General features: G+C 70.8%; 19 protein-coding genes. 12 read left to right on the plus strand and 7 right to left on the minus strand.

The genetic code is table 11. From position 1 onward, the window contains the following. Window positions 1–58 precede the first annotated feature (58 nt). Window positions 59–580 carry an MSMEG_1061 family FMN-dependent PPOX-type flavoprotein gene (locus OHA55_RS23655; protein WP_266711093.1) on the minus strand — a complete coding sequence of 174 codons (522 nt, stop codon included), beginning with the start codon at window positions 578–580 and terminating at the stop codon, window positions 59–61. A 411-nt stretch (window positions 581–991) separates the two neighbouring features. On the opposite strand from OHA55_RS23655, the gene OHA55_RS23660 reads away from it, so the two are divergent. The 5 genes from OHA55_RS23660 (at window position 992) to OHA55_RS23680 (ending at window position 6,082) form a co-directional block, all read left to right on the plus strand. Continuing rightward, on the plus strand, window positions 992–2,041 hold the full coding sequence (locus tag OHA55_RS23660; RefSeq protein ID WP_266711095.1) for an iron ABC transporter permease: 1,050 nt from the start codon (window positions 992–994) through the stop codon (window positions 2,039–2,041). Next, complete coding sequence (locus OHA55_RS23665; RefSeq protein WP_266709463.1) at window positions 2,038–3,150, plus strand: iron chelate uptake ABC transporter family permease subunit; 1,113 nt, start codon at window positions 2,038–2,040, stop codon at window positions 3,148–3,150. The genes OHA55_RS23660 and OHA55_RS23665 overlap by 4 nt, the downstream gene beginning before the upstream one ends. A 100-nt stretch (window positions 3,151–3,250) precedes the next feature. Then, on the plus strand, window positions 3,251–4,078 hold the full coding sequence (locus OHA55_RS23670) for an ABC transporter ATP-binding protein (protein WP_266709465.1): 828 nt from the start codon (window positions 3,251–3,253) through the stop codon (window positions 4,076–4,078). A gap of 111 nt (window positions 4,079–4,189) precedes the next feature. Next, window positions 4,190–5,248 (plus strand): iron-siderophore ABC transporter substrate-binding protein, encoded by a 1,059-nt coding sequence (locus tag OHA55_RS23675; RefSeq protein ID WP_266709467.1) that lies wholly within the window; start codon window positions 4,190–4,192, stop codon window positions 5,246–5,248. Between the two features lie 702 nt (window positions 5,249–5,950). Further along, window positions 5,951–6,082 (plus strand): hypothetical protein, encoded by a 132-nt coding sequence (locus OHA55_RS23680; RefSeq protein ID WP_266709469.1) that lies wholly within the window; start codon window positions 5,951–5,953, stop codon window positions 6,080–6,082. A 93-nt stretch (window positions 6,083–6,175) separates the two neighbouring features. On the opposite strand, the gene OHA55_RS23685 is transcribed toward OHA55_RS23680, so the two are convergent. Beyond that, a complete protein-coding gene (locus OHA55_RS23685) occupies window positions 6,176–7,765 on the minus strand; it encodes a metallophosphoesterase family protein (protein ID WP_266709471.1) in 1,590 nt (529 codons plus the stop codon). Between the two features lie 129 nt (window positions 7,766–7,894). Between OHA55_RS23685 and OHA55_RS23690 the strand changes: the two genes are divergently transcribed. Both OHA55_RS23690 and OHA55_RS23695 read left to right on the plus strand, forming a co-directional pair. Further along, window positions 7,895–8,935: a 3-isopropylmalate dehydrogenase gene (locus OHA55_RS23690; RefSeq protein ID WP_266709472.1), complete on the plus strand. Its 1,041-nt coding sequence runs from the start codon at window positions 7,895–7,897 to the stop codon at window positions 8,933–8,935. 254 nt (window positions 8,936–9,189) lie between these two features. Then, complete coding sequence (locus OHA55_RS23695) at window positions 9,190–10,281, plus strand: branched-chain amino acid aminotransferase (protein WP_266709474.1); 1,092 nt, start codon at window positions 9,190–9,192, stop codon at window positions 10,279–10,281. A 103-nt stretch (window positions 10,282–10,384) separates the two neighbouring features. Here the strand turns inward: OHA55_RS23695 and OHA55_RS23700 are convergent, their stop codons facing one another. The 3 genes from OHA55_RS23700 to OHA55_RS23710 are packed head-to-tail and all read right to left on the minus strand — an operon-like array spanning window position 10,385 to window position 11,357. After that, window positions 10,385–10,609, minus strand: coding sequence for a hypothetical protein (locus OHA55_RS23700; RefSeq protein WP_266709476.1), 225 nt, complete (start codon window positions 10,607–10,609; stop codon window positions 10,385–10,387). Then, the gene (locus OHA55_RS23705; RefSeq protein WP_266709478.1) at window positions 10,606–11,031 is read right to left on the minus strand and encodes an ATP-binding protein; all 426 of its coding nucleotides are present in this window, start codon (window positions 11,029–11,031) and stop codon (window positions 10,606–10,608) included. The genes OHA55_RS23700 and OHA55_RS23705 overlap by 4 nt, the downstream gene beginning before the upstream one ends. Then, the gene (locus OHA55_RS23710; RefSeq protein ID WP_266709480.1) at window positions 11,028–11,357 is read right to left on the minus strand and encodes a hypothetical protein; all 330 of its coding nucleotides are present in this window, start codon (window positions 11,355–11,357) and stop codon (window positions 11,028–11,030) included. Before OHA55_RS23710 ends, OHA55_RS23705 begins: the two co-directional genes overlap by 4 nt. A 171-nt stretch (window positions 11,358–11,528) precedes the next feature. Here OHA55_RS23710 and OHA55_RS23715 point away from each other — a divergent pair, with 171 nt between their 5' ends. Beyond that, a complete protein-coding gene (locus tag OHA55_RS23715; protein WP_266709482.1) occupies window positions 11,529–12,284 on the plus strand; it encodes a GntR family transcriptional regulator in 756 nt (251 codons plus the stop codon). Window positions 12,285–12,377: 93 nt separating this feature from the next. Here OHA55_RS23715 and OHA55_RS23720 read toward each other — a convergent pair whose 3' ends face one another. Further along, a complete protein-coding gene (locus tag OHA55_RS23720; RefSeq protein WP_266709484.1) occupies window positions 12,378–13,028 on the minus strand; it encodes an HAD family hydrolase in 651 nt (216 codons plus the stop codon). A gap of 204 nt (window positions 13,029–13,232) precedes the next feature. Here OHA55_RS23720 and OHA55_RS23725 point away from each other — a divergent pair, with 204 nt between their 5' ends. The 3 genes from OHA55_RS23725 to cimA all read left to right on the plus strand — a co-directional run bounded on the left by OHA55_RS23725 (window position 13,233) and on the right by cimA (window position 16,843). Further along, window positions 13,233–13,430, plus strand: coding sequence for a CsbD family protein (locus OHA55_RS23725; protein ID WP_266709486.1), 198 nt, complete (start codon window positions 13,233–13,235; stop codon window positions 13,428–13,430). 191 nt (window positions 13,431–13,621) lie between these two features. Continuing rightward, window positions 13,622–14,959 (plus strand): MFS transporter, encoded by a 1,338-nt coding sequence (locus tag OHA55_RS23730; RefSeq protein WP_266709487.1) that lies wholly within the window; start codon window positions 13,622–13,624, stop codon window positions 14,957–14,959. Between the two features lie 276 nt (window positions 14,960–15,235). Further along, window positions 15,236–16,843, plus strand: coding sequence for a citramalate synthase (gene cimA, locus OHA55_RS23735; protein ID WP_266709488.1), 1,608 nt, complete (start codon window positions 15,236–15,238; stop codon window positions 16,841–16,843). 57 nt (window positions 16,844–16,900) lie between these two features. Here cimA and OHA55_RS23740 read toward each other — a convergent pair whose 3' ends face one another. Next, entirely contained in the window at window positions 16,901–18,787 is a 1,887-nt protein-coding gene (locus OHA55_RS23740; protein WP_266709490.1) for a lectin, read from the minus strand. Window positions 18,788–19,138: 351 nt separating this feature from the next. Between OHA55_RS23740 and OHA55_RS23745 the strand changes: the two genes are divergently transcribed. Continuing rightward, the gene (locus tag OHA55_RS23745) at window positions 19,139–20,131 is read left to right on the plus strand and encodes a LacI family DNA-binding transcriptional regulator (RefSeq protein ID WP_323180486.1); all 993 of its coding nucleotides are present in this window, start codon (window positions 19,139–19,141) and stop codon (window positions 20,129–20,131) included. Window positions 20,132–20,289: the final 158 nt, after the last annotated feature.

Consider the following 20,289-nt stretch of genomic DNA (forward strand, 5'->3'; position numbering starts at 1 on the left):
CCGGGCGGCGGTCGCCGGGGGCCCGGCGTGCACGGAGACCGCCCCGGACCGAGTCGCCTCAGCCGCGCTGCCGGGGAACCGCGGGCGTGCCCCAGGTGTCCGGCTTCCAGACGCCCGAGCGACGCAGGGACGCCGGGCAGTGGCGGAAGATCTCGTCGATCTCGACCAGCAGCGCCAACTGCGGCCGGGCGCCCTTCGTGTCCGCCAGGTCGTCGAAGAACGGCGCGTCCCGCAGGACCCGGGCGCGGCCGTTGACCCGCAGCACGTCCATGACGCCGGGTATGAAGTAGAGCAGGCCCACGTGCGGGTTCTGCAGGATGTTGCGGAAGCCGTCCGAGCGGCGGTTGCCCGGCAGGTCCGGCAGCGCCAGGGTGCGCTCGTCCAGCACGAGCGTGAAGCCCGGCTCCCCGCCCTTGGGCGAGGCGTCGCAGTTGCCCTCCGCGTCCGAGGTGGCGACCGTGCAGAGCGGGGACTGCCCGATGAGCCGGAGGTCCTCCTCCGTCAGCCTGTCGTGCACCTTCTCGATGACGATCGGGTGCGGGGCGCCGAGGAGTTCGGTCAGTTCCCCGGGGTCGGTCAGCTCGGCCCAGCCCTCGCGGGCGAGCGGGGCGACGGCGGACGGTACGGCTGCGGGCGCTGCGGGCTTGAGGTGCAAGACGGCTTCCTGGCAGGTGACCTGGCGGTGCGCACGGGCGAAGGCGGTGCCGCCCGGGGGAACCCGGCCGACGCGGCACCGACCCTCGCCGGCACGCGCAGGTGGCTGGATCTGGACGGTCGGTCCCGGGGTCATTCCGACCCGGACCAGTTTTTTCCGTACACCCTTACGATGTTAGGGTCACCTTACTGTAGGCCCTCGGGTTATCTCCTGGCGGGCATCCCCCCTGCGTGGAACCGGTTCCCGGCTTTTGCGCGGAGCCGTTGAGGAGCGAACGATGCCGGACGCGATACCGGCCACCGCGCCAGGTGCCCGGTGACCCCGGCCTCCGCCACCCTGCCCACGGCGCGCACCGCACCGCCGGCCGGTGGCGTCCGTCGCAAGGGGTCCCGCCCCGCACTCGCCGCCGGCCTCGTGGCCGCGCTGGTGGTCCTCGTACTCGTCGCTGCGGTCAGCCTCGCCGTCGGCTCGGGACACGTACCCCTCGCCGACGTGTGGCACGGCCTGGTCAGCCCCGACGACGCCCGGCGCGACGACGTCATCGTCCAGACGGTCCGCATCCCGCGCACCGTCGCCGGAGTTCTCGCCGGAGCCGCCCTCGGCCTCGCCGGGGCGCTCATGCAGGGCGTCACCCGCAACCCCCTGGCCGACCCCGGGCTGCTCGGAGTCAACGCCGGAGCGTCCGTCTCCGTGGTCCTCGCGATGGGCGTCCTCGGCCTCACCGCCCCCGGGCAGTACATCTGGTTCGGCTTCGGCGGCGCACTGCTCGCCGCCCTCTTCGTCTACGGGGTCAGCTCGGTCGGCCGAGAGGGCGCCACCCCGGTCAAACTGGCGCTCGCCGGAGCCGCCACCACCGCGTTCCTCGGCTCGATCACCACCGCGATGCTGCTCACCGACAGCAAGACCTTCGACCAGTTCCGCTTCTGGCAGGTCGGCTCGCTCTCGGGGCGGGAGACCGACGCGCTCTGGCAGGTACTGCCGTTCATCGTGGGCGGCACCCTCCTCGCCCTCGCCCTCGGTCCCCAGCTCAACGCCCTCGCCCTCGGCGACGACGTGGCCCGGGGCCTCGGCCAGCGGGTGGGCGTGGCCCGCGCCGCCTCCGCCCTCGCCGTGGTCCTGCTCTGCGGCTCGGCCACCGTGATCGCCGGACCCATCGGGTTCGTCGGACTGGTCGTCCCGCATGCCGCCCGGCTGATCACCGGCCCGGACAACCGCTGGGTCCTCGCCTACAGCGCGGTCCTCGCCCCGATCCTGCTGCTCGTCGCCGACATCGTCGGCCGCCTCGTCGCCCACCCCGCCGAGGTACAGGTCGGCATCGTCACCGCCGTCATCGGCTGCATCCCCTTCGTGATCCTGGTCCGCCGACGGAAGCTGGTGGAACTGTGACCGCCCCCGCCGCCACCTCCGGCCCCGCCGCCACCTCTTCCGTGTCCGTCCCCACCGAGGCGGTACGCGAGGTGGCCCGGGTGCGCCGCAACGGCCGCGCCCGCTACACCCTGGTCTGCGCGGTCCTCGCCGTCGCCACCCTCGCCGCCCTGTGCGGTTCGCTGGCGTACGGGGACATGGCCGTACCGCTCTCCGACGTGTTCGCCGCCCTCACCGGTCGCGCCGACGCCGCCACCTGGTTCATCGTCGGCGAGCTGCGCATGCCCCGCGCCCTGATGGCCATCCTGGTGGGAGTGGCCTTCGGGATCTCCGGCGCGATCTTCCAGAGCCTGCTCCGCAACCCGCTGGCCAGTCCCGACGTCATCGGCATCAGCTCGGGAGCCTCGGTCGCCGCGGTGCTCGCCTCCTCGCTGTTCGCGGCCAGCGGGGCCCTGCTCTCCGTGTGCGCGCTGGCCGGAGCACTGCTCGCCGGCGTCCTCATCTACGCGCTCGCCTGGCGGCGCGGGGTGACCGGCTCCCGTCTCGTCCTCGTCGGCGTCGGGATCGGCGCCGGGCTCTCCAGCGTGGTCTCGTACCTGATGACCCGCTCCGAGGTCACCGAGGCGCAGTCGGCGCTGCTCTGGCTCACCGGCAGCCTCAACGGCCGCTCCTGGGACCTGCTGCGACCCCTGGCCTGGGCACTCGTGGTGCTGCTGCCGCTGACGTACCTGGCGGCCCGGCAGCTGCCCGTGCTCCAGCTCGGCGACGACACCGCCGCCGGGCTGGGCGGCCGGACCCAGCGGGGACGGCTCCAGCTGCTCGGCTGCGCCGTCGCCCTCGCCGGGGTGGCGACCGCCGCCGCCGGGCCGGTCGGGTTCGTCGCCTTCGTCGCCGCGCCCGTCGCCCGACGGCTCGCCCCCGGGCGGGGCGCCTCGCTGGTCGCCTCCGGGCTGACCGGCGCCCTGCTCATGCTCGTGGCCGACTTCGCCGCGCAGCACGTGCTCGACCTCGTGGACCTGCCCACCGGTGCGGCCGGTCAGCTGCCCGTCGGGGTCGTCACCAGCATGATCGGAGCCCCGTACCTGATGTGGCTGCTGGTCCGCGCCAACCGTTCTGGCCAGGGCGGATGACCCGCCCGGCGTCCGAACGCCACCGTCGTCACCGCCGTCCGCGTCAGCAGCACCACCGGGACCACCGGGACCATCTGGGCCACCGCGAAAGGAGCGCCGCGTGAGCGCGGAACACAGCCTGGGAGCGCGCGGACTGCGCCTCGGATACGGCAGCCGGGACATCGTCAAGGACCTCGACATCGACATCCCGCCGGGCGGCGTGACGATGATCGTGGGCCCCAACGCCTGCGGGAAGTCCACCCTGCTGCGGTCCCTGGCCCGGCTCCTCGCCCCGTCGGCGGGAACGGTCCTGCTGGACGGCAAGGACATCCGGTCGATGCCGACCAAGGCGGTCGCCGGAATCCTCGGCATCCTCCCGCAGACCCCGGTGGCCCCCGAGGGCATCACCGTCGCCGACCTGGTCGGCCGGGGCCGCTACCCCCGCCAGGGCTGGCTGCGCTCCTGGACCGCCGAGGACGACGCGGCGGTCGCCGAGGCGCTCCTCGCCACCGACGTGCTGGAGCTCGCCGAGCGCCCGGTCGACGAGCTCTCCGGCGGCCAGCGCCAGCGTGTCTGGATCGCCATGGCGATCGCCCAGCACACCGACGTACTGCTGCTCGACGAGCCGACCACCTACCTCGACATCAGCCACCAGCTGGACGTCCTCGACCTGCTCACCGACATCAACCGCGAGCGCGGGGTGACGATGGTCGCGGTGCTGCACGACCTCAACCTCGCCTGCCGGTACGCCGACCACCTGGTCGCGATGAAGGACGGCCGGATCGTCGCCGAGGGCCGTCCCACCGAGATCGTGACCGAGGAGCTGGTCACCGAGATCTTCGGGATGCGCTGCTCCGTCGTCCCCGACCCCGCCTCCGGCACCCCGATGATCGTGCCGATCGGCCGCCACCACGTGCCGGCCGCCCGCGCGGACGTCCCCGCCGTCTGAACGTCCCCCGGTCCGAGGCCGACCGGGACTCGGCTCAACTCGCCCTGAAAAAGCCTTCATTCCGCTTATCGGACCCCCTGGTGGGGAAGTCGATAAGGTTAGGCTAACCTCATGGGCATGAAGAACGTGCGTCTCCGGAATCCTCTTGCCCGTCGTTCCGGTACCCCCACCCGCTCCCGTGCCTCCCTCGGCCTGCTGGCGCTTCCGCTCGCCGCCGTGCTGATCGGCGCGACCGGCTGCTCCTCCGACGATTCCGGCGACTCCGCCAAGGACACGTCGGCCTCCGCCTCCACCGGCGCCTTCCCGGTGTCCGTCGACACCAAGTTCGGCTCCATCACGGTGAAGGAGCAGCCCCAGCGGGTCGTGGCGCTCGGCTGGGGCGACGCGGAGACCGCGCTCGCCCTCGGTGTCCAGCCGGTCGGCGAGAGCGACTGGCTCGCCTTCGGCGGTGACGGTGTCGGCCCGTGGGCCAAGGGCCTCTACACCAAGAGCCCCGAGAAGATCGGCACGATGGAGCCGGAGTACGAGAAGATCGCGGCCCTCAAGCCCGACCTGATCCTCGACACCAAGTCCAGCGGTGACCAGACCCGCTACGACACCCTCAGCAAGATCGCCCCGGTCATCGGCGTCCCGAAGGGCGGCGACCAGTACAAGCTGTCCTGGGAGAAGCAGACCCAGATGGTCTCCACCGCACTGGGCAAGAAGGCCGAGGGCGACAAGCTGATCAAGGGCGTCGAGGACAAGTTCGCCGCCGCGGCGAAGGCGCACCCCGAGTTCAAGGACAAGACGGTCACCCTCGCCTCGAAGACCTCGGTCGGCTGGGGCGCGTACGTCTCCGGCACCGGCCGTGTCGACTTCGTCGAGCGGCTCGGCTTCAAGAACAACCCGGTCATCGAGAAGCAGGCCGGTGACGCGTTCTCGGTCAGCGTCTCCGAGGAGAACCTCGACCAGTTCGACGCCGACCTGGTCGTCACCGCGCCGATCGGTCTCAAGCCGGCCCAGGTCACCTCCGACGCTCTGTACAAGAAGATCCCCGCGGTCGCCGACGGCCACGCGATGGTCTTCGACGAGGGTGGTCTGAGCCAGGCCTTCGCCACCGACTCGATCCTCTCGACCGCCTACGCGATCGACCACGTCGTGCCGGAGTTCGCGAAGTACGTCAAGAAGTAGCAGCACCCCGCCAGGTCTCCGGGCCGGTGGGACGGGCCCACGGTCGCGCCCGTCCCACCGGCCCGGTCCGTTTTCCGGGGTGAGGAGCTTTCGGGGTGAGGGGCGCGCCGCCGGCCGGCGGTGGGTCCTCCGGCCGGGGTGGCGGCTCTCCGGGTCCTCCGGTCCTCCGGTGTGGTGATCATGCCGGACATGTCCCGCGAAGACGTGCCCGCCGGGGTGGCGGTCATCCTGCTCGGACCGGACCGCCGAATCGGCCGGCGCACCACCGCTGACCAGGCGTGATCCCGCGCGGTGCGGCCGCTCGCGGGCGAGCTGGAGGGCGTCGGCACGGGCCGGGCCGTCTCAGATAGTAGGAAGTCCGAGTAATTGTGGAGACAGGGCTCCCCGGGTGTCCTACTTTTGTAGGAGCCGAACGATTCGCTTTTACCGGCGACTGGTGGCGAGGAGTGGGCACGCCCGATGCAGGCGACCCCTGCGGCGTCCGCTCCCGCACCTTCCGGCTTTTCCCACCCGGTTCCGGAGTTCCCGGCGGCAGCACGTCGTCCGCCGCCGTGTCCCACCGGATTCCGGCCCCGGTCCGCGCGCGTTTCCCGCGCGGCCGGTCGTACCCCGATACCCGTGAGACCTGTGCGGCCGCGACATCGGTTCAGTCGTGACACCCGCGATTCCGTGACATCCGTGATTTCCAGGAGGCGTTCCCCCATGGCAGAGACCACCGTCCGCCGCCGCGTCCGTCACACCCCCCGCCCCACCGAAGCGGAGCGCCAGAACGCCGCCGCGGCCCTCCAGCGTGCCCTGGACCGCCGCGACAACGGCGGGTCCACCGGCCACTGAACCCGGACGGGTCCAGGGGCTCCCGCCGTCTTCCGTCGAACGGCCGGCGGAAGACGGGCGAGAGCCCCCGGGCCCACGGCGATCCGCGGCGGGTCAGCCGCGGCTGACCTCGAAGTGGTCGATCCGCGCACCCGACTCGGCGAGCGCGGTGACCTTCATCTTCGGGTGCCGGCCGACCGTGACCTCCACCGCGAGGAACGAGTAGCCGGTGTAGCGCACGCGGGACCACTCCACGGTCTCCGCCGCGTGCACGCCGCCCTTGGCCACGTAGTACGTGTCCACGCTCTCCTGGTCCTGGACGTGACCCTCGTACGTGTCGGGGGCCGGGAAGTTGTAGAGCGACTTGCCCGCGCCGCCGGCCGTGACGTACACGATGCCGTCGCGGGTCGGGTCCGTGCGCTCGCCGATCGGCACCTTGCGGGTGACCGCGTTGTTCTTCAGGGCGTCGGTGCGCTCGTACACGTGGTTGTGGCCGTTGATGACCAGGTCCACCTGGTGCTTCTCGAACAGCGGCACCCACGCCTCGCGGACCCCGCCCTCGGAGGCGTGCGCGTTGGTGGTCGAGAAGGCGCAGTGGTGGAAGAAGACCACGACGAAGTCGACGTCCTTGCGGGCGCGCAGCTCGCCGAGGCGGCGGTCCAGCCACTTCGTCTGCTTGCCACCGCTGATGCCGAGGTTCGCCGGGATCTCGTTCGAGACGTCGTTGGCGTCCAGGGCGACGACGGCCACGTTGCCGTGGACGAACGAGTACACGCCCGGCTGGCCCACCGGGTCGGGGCCGTTGTCCGGCAGCGTCCAGCGGGCGTTCTGGCCGCCGTAGCCGTCGGGGGAGTACCAGGCCTCCATGTCGTGGTTGCCGGTCGTCACCATCCACGGCACCGTCTTCGCGACGGTCTCCGTCTGGGCGAGGAACTGGTCCCAGGTACGCGCGTCGTAGACGTCGGTCTCCTGGCCGGAACCCGACGGGTCGGCGTAGCAGATGTCGCCGGCGTGCAGGTGGAAGGCCGGGTTCTGACCGAGCAGCAACTGGTCGTTGCCGAGGGCGTGGTAGCTCACGCCCTGGTCGCCGAAGGCCGTGAAGGTGAAGTTCTCGGCGCGCGAGGGCGCGGTGGTGAACGTACCGAGCGAACCCAGGTTGCGGGTGTCGGCCGGGTCGAAGCCGTCGTGGCCGACACCGTAGTAGTACGTCGTGCCGGGCTGCAGGCGCTCCAGGCTCGCGTGCACGTAGAACTGCTCGGCGGCGGCGATCGCGCCGTTGTTCAGCGTCGGCGTGGTGAGGTGGCGCACCTCGGCGTCGATGCGGCGGCTCAGCGACCACGGCTTGAGACCGATGCGGATGTACGGGCGCTTCACGGCGAACGGGACCTGCCACGAGACGCTCATCTGCGTCTTCGGGTCGGCGCCGTACGCGAGGTGGCGGCCGAACGGGGCCACCAGCGCGCCGTCCACCTGCGTGGTGGAGCGCGAGGTGAGCACCGTCGGGGAGCTCTTGGAGGAGTTGGCCGCGGCGGGGGAGGCCGTGAGGAGGCCGGTGCCCAGGCCCGCACCGGCGACGGCGGCGGTCGCCACGCTCGTACGCAGCACGCCGCGGCGCGTCAGCTTGGTGCGAAGGTACTCGTGCTGCTCCGCCATGCTCATACGGGCGGCGAGCTTCTCGGGGATTCCGAAGCGAGGGATGTCCATGGCCAGAACATCTACTTGCCGAGTGACCCGATCCCGGCCGTGAGGTGAACGGCACGCGTACAGCTCACCATGTGTCCGTATAGTGGACGGCTGGTGTCATGGGGTGGGACGCACAGTTAAGGTGCCGTCATGTCTCGCAGCATCAATCTCGCAGTGATCCCCGGTGACGGAATCGGCCAGGAAGTCGTTGCCCAGGGCCTCAAGGTCCTCAACGCCGTCCTCCCGCAGGATGTGAAGCTGGAGACCAAGGAGTACGACCTTGGCGCCCAGCGCTGGCACCGTACGGGCGAAACCCTCCCCGACGCGGAGCTCGAATCCCTCAAGGGCCACGACGCCATCCTGCTCGGCGCGATCGGTGACCCCTCGGTCCCGTCCGGCGTGCTGGAGCGCGGGCTCCTGCTGAAGCTGCGCTTCGCCTTCGACCACTTCATCAACCTGCGGCCGTCGAAGCTCTTCCCGAACACCGCGACCCCGCTGGCCGGCCGCCCCGACATCGACTTCGTCGTCGTGCGCGAGGGCACCGAGGGCCCGTACACCGGCAACGGCGGTTCGCTGCGCACCGGTACGCCCGCCGAGGTCGCCACCGAGGTCAGCGTCAACACCGCCTACGGTGTCGAGCGCGTGGTCCGTGACGCCTTCGACCGCGCCGCCGCCCGCCCCGCCAAGAAGCTGACGCTGGTCCACAAGAACAACGTCCTCGTCTACGCCGGACACCTGTGGAAGAACACCTTCGACAAGGTCGCGGCCGAGTACCCCCAGGTCACCACCGACTACCTGCACGTCGACGCGGCGACGATCTTCTTCGTCACGCAGCCGGAGCGCTTCGACGTCATCGTCACCGACAACCTCTTCGGCGACATCCTCACCGACCTCGCCGCCGCCGTCACCGGTGGCATCGGCCTGGCCGCCTCCGGCAACATCAACCCGACCGGCGCCTTCCCGTCGATGTTCGAGCCGGTCCACGGCTCGGCCCCCGACATCGCCGGCCAGGGCAAGGCCGACCCCACGGCCACGATCCTCTCCGTCGCCCTCCTGTTGCGCCACCTCGGCTACGAGTCCGAGGCCGCGCGCATCGAGACGGCCGTCTCCGCCGACCTCGCGGAGCGCGACGGGAACACCCGCACCACCGACGAGATCGGCGACGCGCTCGCGGTACGCGTAGCGGGCTGACCCGACGACTCCCCAGGAAGCCGCCGGGCCGCGAAAGCACCCGGCGGCTTCTTCACGTGCGGCCCCGGGTGCCACCATCGATCCCGGGACCGTGAACCACGCCATTTCCTGCCCGGCCTTCCACGAGCGATAATCGAACGTGGGGCCGCGGCTCGCGGCATTGCTCGGACGTCCTCGCACCTGTTCGCATCTGCGGGCGAAAGCGGGCGGGAGCACGGTCCCTCACACACAAGAACGGTGAAGGACACGCACTCATGACGACGCCCACGATCGAGCTCAAGCCCACCTCGTCCCCGCTGTCCGACGCGGAGCGCGAGGCGATCCTCGCCGCCCCCGGATTCGGCCGCCACTTCTCCGACCACATGGTCACCATCCAGTGGACCGAGGGCCGCGGCTGGCACGACGCTCAGCTCGTCCCGTACGGCCCGCTCTCCCTCGACCCCGCGACGACGGTCCTGCACTACGCGCAGGAGATCTTCGAGGGACTGAAGGCGTACCGGCAGCCCGACGGCACCGTCGCCACCTTCCGCCCCGAGGCCAACGCCAAGCGCTTCCAGCGCTCCGCCCACCGCCTGGGCATGCCCGAGCTGCCGGTGGAGACCTTCATCGAGGCCTGTGACGTGCTGGTCCAGCACGACAAGGCATGGGTTCCGGCGCACGGCGGCGAGGAGTCCTTCTACCTCCGCCCGTTCATGATCGCCACCGAGGTCGGCCTGGGCGTGAAGCCCGCCAACGAGTACCTCTTCCTCGTCATCGGCTCCCCGGCCGGCGCCTACTTCGCCGGCGGCGTGAAGCCGGTCACCATCTGGCTCTCCGAGGACCGTGTCCGCGCCGTGCCCGGCGGCATGGGCGACGCCAAGACCGGCGGCAACTACGCCGCGTCGCTGCTCGCCCAGGCCGAGGCCAGTGCCAAGGGCTGCGACCAGGTCGCCTACCTCGACGCCGTGGAGCACAAGTGGGTGGAGGAGCTCGGCGGGATGAACCTCTACTTCGTGTACGACAACCACATCGTCACCCCCGCCCTCACCGGCTCCCTGCTCGCCGGCGTCACCCGTGACTCCCTCCTCACCGTCGCCCGTGACCTCGGCTACACCTCCGAGGAGGGCCGGATCTCCATCGACCAGTGGCGCGAGGACAGCGCGAACGGCACCCTCAAGGAGGTCTTCGCCTGCGGCACCGCCGCCGTGATCACCCCCGTCGGCACCGTGAAGTCGGCCGGCGGCGAGTGGGTCCAGGGCGACGGCACCCCCGGCGAGATCACCATGAAGCTCCGCGACCGCCTCCTGGACATCCAGCGCGGCATCGCCGAGGACACCCACGGCTGGATGCACCCCCTGGGCGACTGACGCTCTGCTGTTCCGCTCCATACGACAGTACGAAGGCCGCGCCCGGGTCAGCCGGGCGCGGCCTTCGCGTCGGCACGCGCTGTGGCGATCCCGGTCGGGTGGTTCAGTCCGGACGGGGATCCGATTCCGGTTCCTGCGGTGCCCTGTCCTGTTCCTCATGAGGCACGACGACCGTCAGCCGGTGCCCGTTCCTCCGTTTCCACAGGTCGGGTCCGTGCGCGGCGCGAAGAACGTAGATGCTGCCGCCCCGGACATCGGTGACGATCGCGTCCCGCCCGGACTCCTCATCGTGCACCTGGTCGCCCACCCAGGGCTTGCCGTCCTTCACCTGTGCACCTCAATGCTCAGCTCGGCCCAGACCTGCTTGCCCCAGCGGTACAGCTCGATGCCCCAGCGCTCGCTGAGCGCGTCGACCAGCACCAGGCCCCGTCCCCGCGTCTCGTTCTCGTAGGGGCCGGGACGCATCGACGGGATGGCCTTCGACCGGTCCACGACTCCGATACGGACGTAGCCGGGTCTTGGCCGGGAGACGGTGACCCGTACGGGCCCCGGGTGGCCGTGGTCGATGGAGTTGCTCGTCAACTCGGTGACGACCAGGGTGGCGTCATCGTTCAGATCGTCAATTCCCCACTCGACGAGAGCGGTTCGTACGAGCTGACGTGCGACGGCTGCGCTCGCCGGAGTGCGAGGGAGCGTCTTGGAGTAGGAGGAGAGCCCCGCGGGGCTCTCCTTCGTGCAGTTCTTGGTCACGTTGTCACCTCGGGGCGGAGCTGAGCCCACAAGTACTGGCCGTCCTGGGAGACGCCCGACGAGTGGCTGAGCCGGCTGATGATGAGGGCGCCCGGACCGTGCGGGTGCGGCACGGGCAGCGGCAGGAAGCCGGTGGCGCTGATGCGAGCCCTGCTCCCGGCGGTCGAGATGGTCATCTCGATGGCGTCGGGGCTTCGGCCGGCGAGGCCGACCAAGATCGCCACGAACAGCTCGTGCGCGACCAGTTGAGCGTCTCCGTGGTTCAGTCGCCCGCAGACCCACTGGCGCACGTGGCCTGCCTCGCTGGGATGCCCCCTGAAGAGCACGCGCCACGTATGGCCCGATTCGGGCATGACTGTCCCACCGGCTTCCGTGTTATCTGAGTACGGATACTCGTTTTCTGTACACAAATTGTCGGCGGAGTTGGCATTGGTCAAGCGGATCGGGAGAGTATGTGTGCACAGAATTGACGCGATCTTCGAAACGGTGGTGTGGCGGTGGCCCAGCCCGAGTACCTGCGGATCGCCGCTGACCTGCGACGCCGTATCTCTTCCGGCGAGTTCCGGCAGGGCGACAAGCTTCCGACGCTCCCCGAGCTCAGCGAGTCCTATCGGGTGTCCGACACGACGATCCGCAACGCCCTGCGGCTTCTCCGCAACGAGGGGCTGATCGAGACCCGGGCCAGGGCGGGGACCATCGTGAGGCCGCGCCCTCCCGTGCACCGCATGGCGGCCGACCGGTACCGGACAGTGCCGGGGGCTCCTTCCACGCCGTACACCCGGGATCAGGGCATCGGGTGGTCGGAGTACCGGCTCGACAAGCGTTTCGAGCGTGTGGAGGCCGACGCCGAGCTGGCCAACCTCTTCGAGTGCGAGCCCGGAGAGCGCCTCCTCGCAAGGCACTTCGTGTTCTTCGACGGCGATCAGCCGACCCAGATGTCCACCTCGTACGTGCGCTGGGCGGATGTGTCGGGCACCCCCGTGGCAGACCCGATCAATGAGCCTTGGCCGGGCGGGACGAGAGCCCAGATGGCGTCCCTCGGCGTCACGGTCAGCCGGATCACGGAGTCCTTCACGGCGGCGATGCCGACCGAGGAGGAGGCCGGGACGCTCCGGATCGGCGCGGGAGTTCCGGTTCTCCGGTACACCCGCAGGCACGTGGCGGACACCGGCCGGATCGTCGAGGTCGCCCACCCGATCGTGCGGCGGGCCGACACGACCGTTGTGGATTTCGTCATCGAACTGGACGAGTGACCTCAGGAGGGTGCCACCTGCGCGGGCGGCGCGATGAGAACACGAGCGCCGTCCAGTGGGGGACCTCGGTCCGATCGCCCGGCGACCGCTGCCCTACTCCCGCTCCCCCCGCACCAGTTCCGCCACCTCCGCGAGGGAGTCGACCGACCAGTCCGCCGTGGCGCGGACGGACGGGTCGTCGGCCCACCAGTGGCCCCAGGGCCCGCGCCGCAGGTGGGCGGTGCGCAAGCCGGCCGCGTGGGCGGGGAAGACGTCGTTGACCGGGTGGTCGCCGACGTACAGGGTGTTCTCGGAGCGGGTGCCCGAGACGCCGAGGACGCGGGCGAAGAACGCCGGGTCCGGTTTGGCGGCGCCCCACTCCTCGGACATCACCACGAGGTCGGCGGGCAGGTCCAGGGCCCGCAGGTGTTCCCCGGCGCGGGCCGTCTGGTTGCCTGCGACGATCACGCGGACGCCCAGCTCGCGCAGCCCGCCCAGGGTCAGCCGTACGTCCGGGTAGAGGTCCGACTCGTCCAGGTACTCGCCCCGGCCCGCCGCCTCGCGGGCCCGCCACTCGGCCTCGACGTCGAGGCCGGGACGGACCAGGCGCAGCGCGTCGGAGTTGTCGCGGCCCTGGGTCACCACCGCCCCCACCAGGGCGCTCATCGTGTGCCGGGGGACGTCCAGCCAGTCGGCCCAGGAGCTCCAGTACCGGTTGTCGTTGGTCAGCGTCTCGCCGACGTCGAAGACGATGGTCTCGATCACCGGGCCGACCCTACTTCCCTTCCGGGCCGGGAGATTCCACCCCGAATCGTCGGGGAGTTCCGCGGGCGGACCGGCCCACAGCAGTGCGGCCCGGACGCCCGCCTCCCCGTTTCGCCCCGGCCCGGCCGGGCAGACGCCGTCCTGCAGGCACTGCCGAGGTGACCTACGTTGGCAGTGCAAGGTTCGTCCATCCGAGGAGGCCCGATGACTGACGGCAGCAAGGACAAGGTCAAGGGCAAGGCCAAGGAAGTCATGGGCAAGATGACCGGCAACCGCGGCAAGGTCGCCGAGGGCAAGGCCGACCAGGCCAAGGGCGCCGCGAAGGACGCCGTGGACGACGCACGCAGGGACCTGCGCGGGAAGTCCGGCCCGAAGAACCCGCTGATCACCGACGACGAGTGAGTCCCCCTGCCCACGCGGTACCCGCGTTCCGGGCCTCCGCCCCCACCGGGGCGGGGGCCCGGCGGCGTTCTCCGGCACCGTGGGCGGCACGAAAGCCTTCCCGCCGGGGTACGCAAGGCACGCAAGTAAACCGGATCGTTCCCTTCCGCTCCCTTGTCCGCGCTCCCCGGCGTACGGCACGGTGACCGGTCATGGGACGCGAACAGTGGAAGAGGATCTGGGTCGGCTCGGCCGGGAACATGGTCGAGTGGTTCGACTGGTTCGTGTACGCGACCTTCGCGGTCTACTTCGCGGACGCGTTCTTCCCCGAGGGCAACGGGACCGCCAACCTCATGAACACCATGGGCATCTTCGCCGTGGGGTTCTTCATGCGGCCGGTCGGCGGCTGGCTGCTCGGACGCATCGGGGACCGCCGGGGCCGCAAGGCGGCGCTCACCCTCACCGTCACGCTGATGTCGGCCTCCGCGATCCTCATCGCCGTCGCCCCGACGTACGCGGTCGCCGGGTACGGCGGGGTCGCCGTGCTCATGGTGGCCCGGCTGCTCCAAGGGCTCTCCGTGGGCGGTGAGTACGCGGCCAGCGCCACGTACCTCACCGAGGCCTCACGGCCCGACCGGCGCGGGTTCGCCTCCAGCTTCCAGTACGTGTCGATGACCGCCGGTCAGCTGATCGGGCTCGGGCTCCTCATCCTGCTCCAGCACACGCTTTCCGAGGAGGCCCTGCACGACTGGGGCTGGCGGGTGCCGTTCGTCGTCGGGGCGCTCGGCGCGGCCGTCGTCTTCTACCTGCGGCGCACCATGCTGGAGACCGAGGTCTACACGGAGTCCGGCGCCGCCGAGGACGCCGACCGGGGCACCCTCAAGGCCCTGTGGGCGCACCGGCGCGAGGCGTTCCTCGTCGTCGCGCTGACCATGGGCGGGACCGTCGCGTACTACACGTACACGACGTATTTGACGAAGTTCCTCTCCAAGAGCGCCGGGATGGAGAAGTCCACCGCCACCCTCGTCAGCTTCTGCGCGCTCTTCGTCTTCATGTGCCTCCAGCCGCTCGCCGGGCTGCTCTCCGACCGGATCGGGCGGCGCCCGCTGCTCATCGGGTTCGCCGTCGGGTCCACCTTCCTGACGGTGCCGGTCATGATGATGCTCAAGCACGCCGGGACGTTCTGGCCCGCTCTCGGCCTCTCGCTGCTGGCCCTGGTCGTCGTCACCGGCTACACCTCGATCAACGCCTGCGTGAAGGCCGAGCTCTTCCCCACCGGCATCCGCGCGCTGGGGGTGGCCCTGCCGTACGCCGTCGCCAACGCGCTCTTCGGCGGGACCGCCGAGTACATCGCGCTCTGGTTCAAGAACGCGGGCTTCGAATCCGGGTACTTCTGGTACGTGGCCGGCTGCGCCGCCGTCTCGCTCGTCGTCTACCTGGGCATGCGCGAGACCCGCCGTCTCGACCTGCACCGCATCGGCGCGGGGGAGCCCGCCGTGCCCGGTCCGGTACGGCCCTCGGACGAGACCGGTGTCACGACCGCATTCTGAGACGGGCCCGTCACCGGGTCCGTGCTGTGCCAAACTGCTCCCGTGTCCTCGTTGTCCACGATTATTGGCAGCAGGCGCGCCGGTCCGCAGTGACGTCCCGTACCACCACGTACGGCACGCTCACCGTGCCCCAGACCCGCGCGCAGACCTCTCGCACCCGCGAGGGGTTTTTTCGTTTTCCGGCCCCCACCCTGGCCTGGACGGCGTGCGCGGGATGATGGGGGCAAGTGGAGCCCGATCGTCCGGATCCACTCATCCGACAGGAGTCGCATCAGCATGACCACCAAGGCCACCGCCACCGACGACAGTTTCCATGTCTTCGACACCACCCTGCGCGACGGTGCACAGCGTGAAGGCATCAACCTGACGGTCGCCGACAAGCTGACCATCGCCCGGCACCTGGACGACTTCGGCGTCGGATTCATCGAGGGCGGCTGGCCCGGCGCCAACCCCCGGGACACCGAGTTCTTCGCCCGCGCCCAGCAGGAGATCACCTTCGCCAACGCCCAGCTCGTGGCGTTCGGCGCGACCCGCCGGGCCGGTGGCAAGGCCGCCGAGGACCCGCAGGTCAAGGCGCTGCTCGACTCCGGCGCCCCGGTGATCACCCTGGTCGCCAAGTCGCACGACCGCCACGTCGAACTCGCCCTGCGCACCACCCTGGACGAGAACCTGGAGATGGTCCGCGACACCGTCTCGTACCTGCGCGAGCAGGGCCGGCGGGTCTTCGTCGACTGCGAGCACTTCTTCGACGGCTACCGCGCCAACCCCGAGTACGCGAAGTCCGTCGTCCGTGCCGCCTCCGAGGCCGGTGCCGACGTCGTCATCCTCTGCGACACCAACGGCGGGATGCTCCCCGCCCAGGTCCAGGCCGTCGTCTCCACCGTGCTCGCCGACACCGGTGCCCGGCTGGGCATCCACGCCCAGGACGACACCGGCTGCGCCGTCGCCAACACCCTCGCCGCCGTCGACGCGGGCGCCACCCACGTCCAGTGCACCGCCAACGGCTACGGCGAACGCGTCGGCAACGCCAACCTCTTCCCGGTCGTCGCCGCCCTGGAACTGAAGTACGGCAAGAAGGTGCTCCCCGAGGGCGCGCTCGGCGAGATGACCCGCATCTCCCACGCCATCGCCGAGGTCGTCAACCTGACCCCCTCCACGCACCAGCCGTACGTGGGAGTTTCGGCCTTCGCGCACAAGGCCGGGCTGCACGCCTCCGCGATCAAGGTCGACCCCGACCTCTACCAGCACATCGACCCCGCCCTCGTCGGCAACAGCATGCGGATGCTCGTCTCCGACATGGCCGGACGCGCCTCCATCGAGCTGAAGGGCAAGGAGCTCGGCATCGACCTGGGTGGCGACCGCGAGCTGGTCGGCCGCGTCGTCGAGCGGGTCAAGGAGCGCGAACTCCGCGGCTACACCTACGAGGCGGCCGACGCCTCCTTCGAACTGCTGCTCCGCGGCGAGGTAGCGGGCACCGCGCCCCGCTACTTCCGCACCGAGTCGTGGCGGGCCATCGTCGAGGACCGCCCCGACGGCGTGCACGCCAACGAGGCGACCGTGAAGCTCTGGGCCAAGGGCGAGCGGATCGTCGCCACCGCCGAGGGCAACGGACCCGTCAACGCCCTGGACCGGGCGCTCCGGGTGGCCCTGGAGCGGATCTACCCGCAGCTCGCCAAGCTGGAACTGGTCGACTACAAGGTCCGCATCCTGGAAGGGCGCACCGGCACCGAGTCCACCACCCGAGTCCTCATCACCACGGGTGACGGAACCGGCGAGTGGTCGACCGTCGGCGTCGCGGAGAACGTCATCGCCGCGTCCTGGCAGGCGCTGGAGGACGCGTACACCTTCGGTCTGCTGCGGGCCGGGATCGAGCCGACGGAGTAGGCGGCGGCGACGGCCGCCCCGCGGCGCGCGGGACGGCCGCCGGTCGTCACACCGAGGTCACTGGAGCCGCCACTTCTGGTTGGCGGCCCCGGTGCAGCTCCAGATCTGGGCGCGCGCCCCGTTGGCCGTGGAGGCGTCCGTGACGTCGAGGCACTTGTTCGCCGCCGTGTTCACCACGTCCCCGGTGGTCGCGTTGTACGTCCACCGCTGGGCCCCCGTGCCGTTGCAGGTGTAGAGCTGGACCTTCGCGCCGTCCGCGGTCGACGCCGAGGTCACGTCCAGGCAGGCGCCCAGCGCGCGGATCGTGCCGTCGGACTGGACCGTCCAGCGCTGCGCGGCCGAGCCGTTGCAGTCGTAGAGCTGGACCGCCGTGCCGTCCGCCGAGCTGCCGTTCGCCGCGTCCAGGCACTTGCCGCCGGTGCCGGTGAACGCACCCGAGGTGCCGGTCGAGGTGCCGGTGCCGGACTGGGTGCCGGACCAGGTGAAGGTGGCCGAGGTGTGGGCCGGCAGGGAGTAACCGAAGGTCGAGCCGCCCCAGTTGACGGTGAGCTGCTGGGCCGAGGAGCCGCCGTTGTAGGCGATCAGCGCCTTGGAGCCGTCGGTGTTGCGCCAGGCGACGTTCGGGACGGTGGAGCTGGCGGTGGAGGCGATCCGGGAGGCGCCGGGGCGGACGAACTTCGTCAGGTGGCCCATCGTGTAGTACTCGATGTTGTAGTCCACCTGCCCGCTCCTGGCGTCACCGTTGTGGACCGTGATCAGCCCGTCGCAGGTGCCGCAGCCGCCGTTGTGCGGGCCTCGGTTCTGGTCCACCGCGAGGGACCACTTGGTGACCGACTTCGCCCAGTTGCGGGTGTAGTCGATGATGTTGAGCATGTCCTCCTTCTGCTGATCGGCGATCCAGGTGCCGCCCGAGTGCTCGGTCTGGAAGGCGTCCATCGTGGGGTACTGGTTGTGCACCGCGGTCTGCTTGGCGATGTCGCCGCCGTAGCCGTGCCAGGCGACCCCGCCGAAGTTGGGGTGGTTGCGCACCGCCGCGTCGTCCACGGTCGGCGCGGCGTACGCGTCGTAGGTGTCCCAGTTCCAGTCGTGCGCCAGCACCTTGGTGGTGAGACCGGCGGCCTGGAGCTTCGGCAGCAGCTCGCTCTTGGTGAAGTACGCGAGCCCCGAGCCGTTCCAGCTCATCGAGGGGTAGCCCGAGCAGCAGGTCGGCTCGTTCTGCGCGGTGACGTAGCTCACCGGGACGCCCTGGGCCTGGTACGCCTGGAGGTACTTCACGAAGTAGTCGGCGTACGTGCCGTAGTTCTCGGCCTTCAGCCAGCCGCCGTTGAGCTGGCCGCTGTCCTTCATCCAGGCGGGGGCGGTCCAGGGCGAGGCCATCGTGGTGAGCGCCGGGTTGAGCTGCTTGGCCTGCTTGGTCAGCGGGAGCACGTCCGCGAGGTCGTGCGCCACCGAGAACTTCGCCAGCGTGGGGTCGGTCTGCCCGGCGGGCAGGTCGTCGTAGGTGTACCCGGTCCGCGCCAGGTCCGAACCGCCCATCGGGTTACGGACGAACGAGAGCCCGATGCCCTCCGTCGGCGAGAAGAGCTTCTTCATCGTGGCGTCCCGGGTCGCGTCGCTCAGCGCCCCGCTGCTCTTCATCAGCCAGGCCGCCGTGTCGGTGAAGGACGCGCCGCCGCCGGTGAACGTCTGGTACCGGGTGTTCTCGTCCACCGTCACCGTGGTGCCCGCGCTCCCGCTGCCCGCGGCGAAGGAGACCGGCGTCTGGGTTTGGAGGCCCCGGGTGACATGGCGGCCGCCGGAGTCGTCGGTGGTGGTCAGCACGATGGAGACACTCTCGCCGGCCGCCTGGGCGGCGGGTGCCGCCAGTGCGGTGAGGCCGGCCGCGGCGAGCGCGGTCGCCAGGAGCGCCGTCGCCGTTTTCCGCGGTCCGTTCGATCGAATCATGGGGGAACGCCCTTCTTCGGCACAGGGGTGGGGTGCTGCCGTCGATCGAGGCGTGAGTGAACTGCCCCCGACAGCCCGCGTCAAGGGGGTGCGTACGTACAAGAGTTGAAGGCATGAGCGCCCTCTCCTGTCCGCCGGACGGGTATGGATCAATCTCGACGTGAAGTATTGACGGCTCTGTTCGGGCGGGGTTAACTCCAGCCGCGACGCCGGTACCGGTTCCGGGACCGGTACCGCGAAGTGGCCGCTCCCCGGGCGGCTTTCGTGCTCGGCCCTGCGTCCCGGCGCGGCGAGAACCCGCCGGCCCGGTGGTGAAAACGGCTGTTGTGCCCCGTACGTCCCGTGTTCCGCCTGGTCAGGGAGGCCCCGTTGCGCGTCACCATCGCCGATGTGGCCCGTGCCGCCGGAGTCAGCAAGACCACCGTCTCGCGCGTACTCAACACCAAGTCGGACGTGGACCGTTCCACCGCCTCCCGCGTTCGTGAAGTGATCGCACACCTCGGCTACGTCCCCAGCTCCGGAGCGGTCGGCCTGGCCCGGGGCAGCAGCCGCACCGTCGGGATGCTGGTGCCCTCGCTGACCTGGTCCTGGATGGGCGACGTCCTCCAGGGCGTGGTGGACACCGTCGAGGCGGCCGAGTACGGCCTGCTGCTCTTCACCTGCAACCGGGGCGCCGAGTCCGTCCGCCGCTTCACCACCCAGGTCTCGGCCCGCGCCTTCGACGGGCTCGTGGTCGTGGAACCGGAGAACACCCTCGGCCACCTCACCGCGTTCCACCGCAGCGGCCTGCCGATCGTGCTGATCGACGACCGGGGCCACCACCCCGAGTTCCCCTCGGTCGTGACCACCAACCACGAGGGCGGTGCGAGCGCCGCCCGTCACCTGCTGGCCGACGGGCGCACCCGCCCGCTGGTCCTCAGCGGGCCCGCGCACTACGGCTGCGTACGCGAACGGCTCGACGGATTCCGGTCCGTGCTGCCGGGCGCCCTCGTCGCCCAGGGCGACTTCACCGAACGCGGCGGCGAACGCGTCATGAGCGAACTCCTCGCCTCCAAAACGCCGTTCGACTCCGTTTTCGCGCACAACGACGTCAGCGCCACCGGCGCCCTGAGAGCGCTCCACGCCGCCGGGCGCCGGGTACCGGACGACGTCGCCCTCATCGGCTTCGACGACATCCCGATGGCCGCGCACACCGCGCCCCCGCTGACCACCGTCCGCCAGCCCACCCGGGCGATGGGCGAGACGGCGGCCCGGATGCTCCTCGCCCATCTCGACGGCAGGCCCGCCCCGGACGAACCGGTCGTGCTCCCCACGGAGCTCGTGGTCCGCCGCTCGGCGCCCTGACCCCCACCCGGCGCACCCCGCGGCTTCGGACGGCCGCACGCACCGGTACACCCACACACCCCCACGGGCTCCGGCCCCGCAAGAACCTCCCGCCCCACCCCCCTCGCCCCACCCGTACCGCTGCCGGACCCCCGCGCAGCCGAGACGAGAGAAGAGCC

The sequence above is a fragment of the Streptomyces sp. NBC_00102 genome, from assembly GCF_026343115.1.
Lineage (GTDB): Bacteria > Actinomycetota > Actinomycetes > Streptomycetales > Streptomycetaceae > Streptomyces.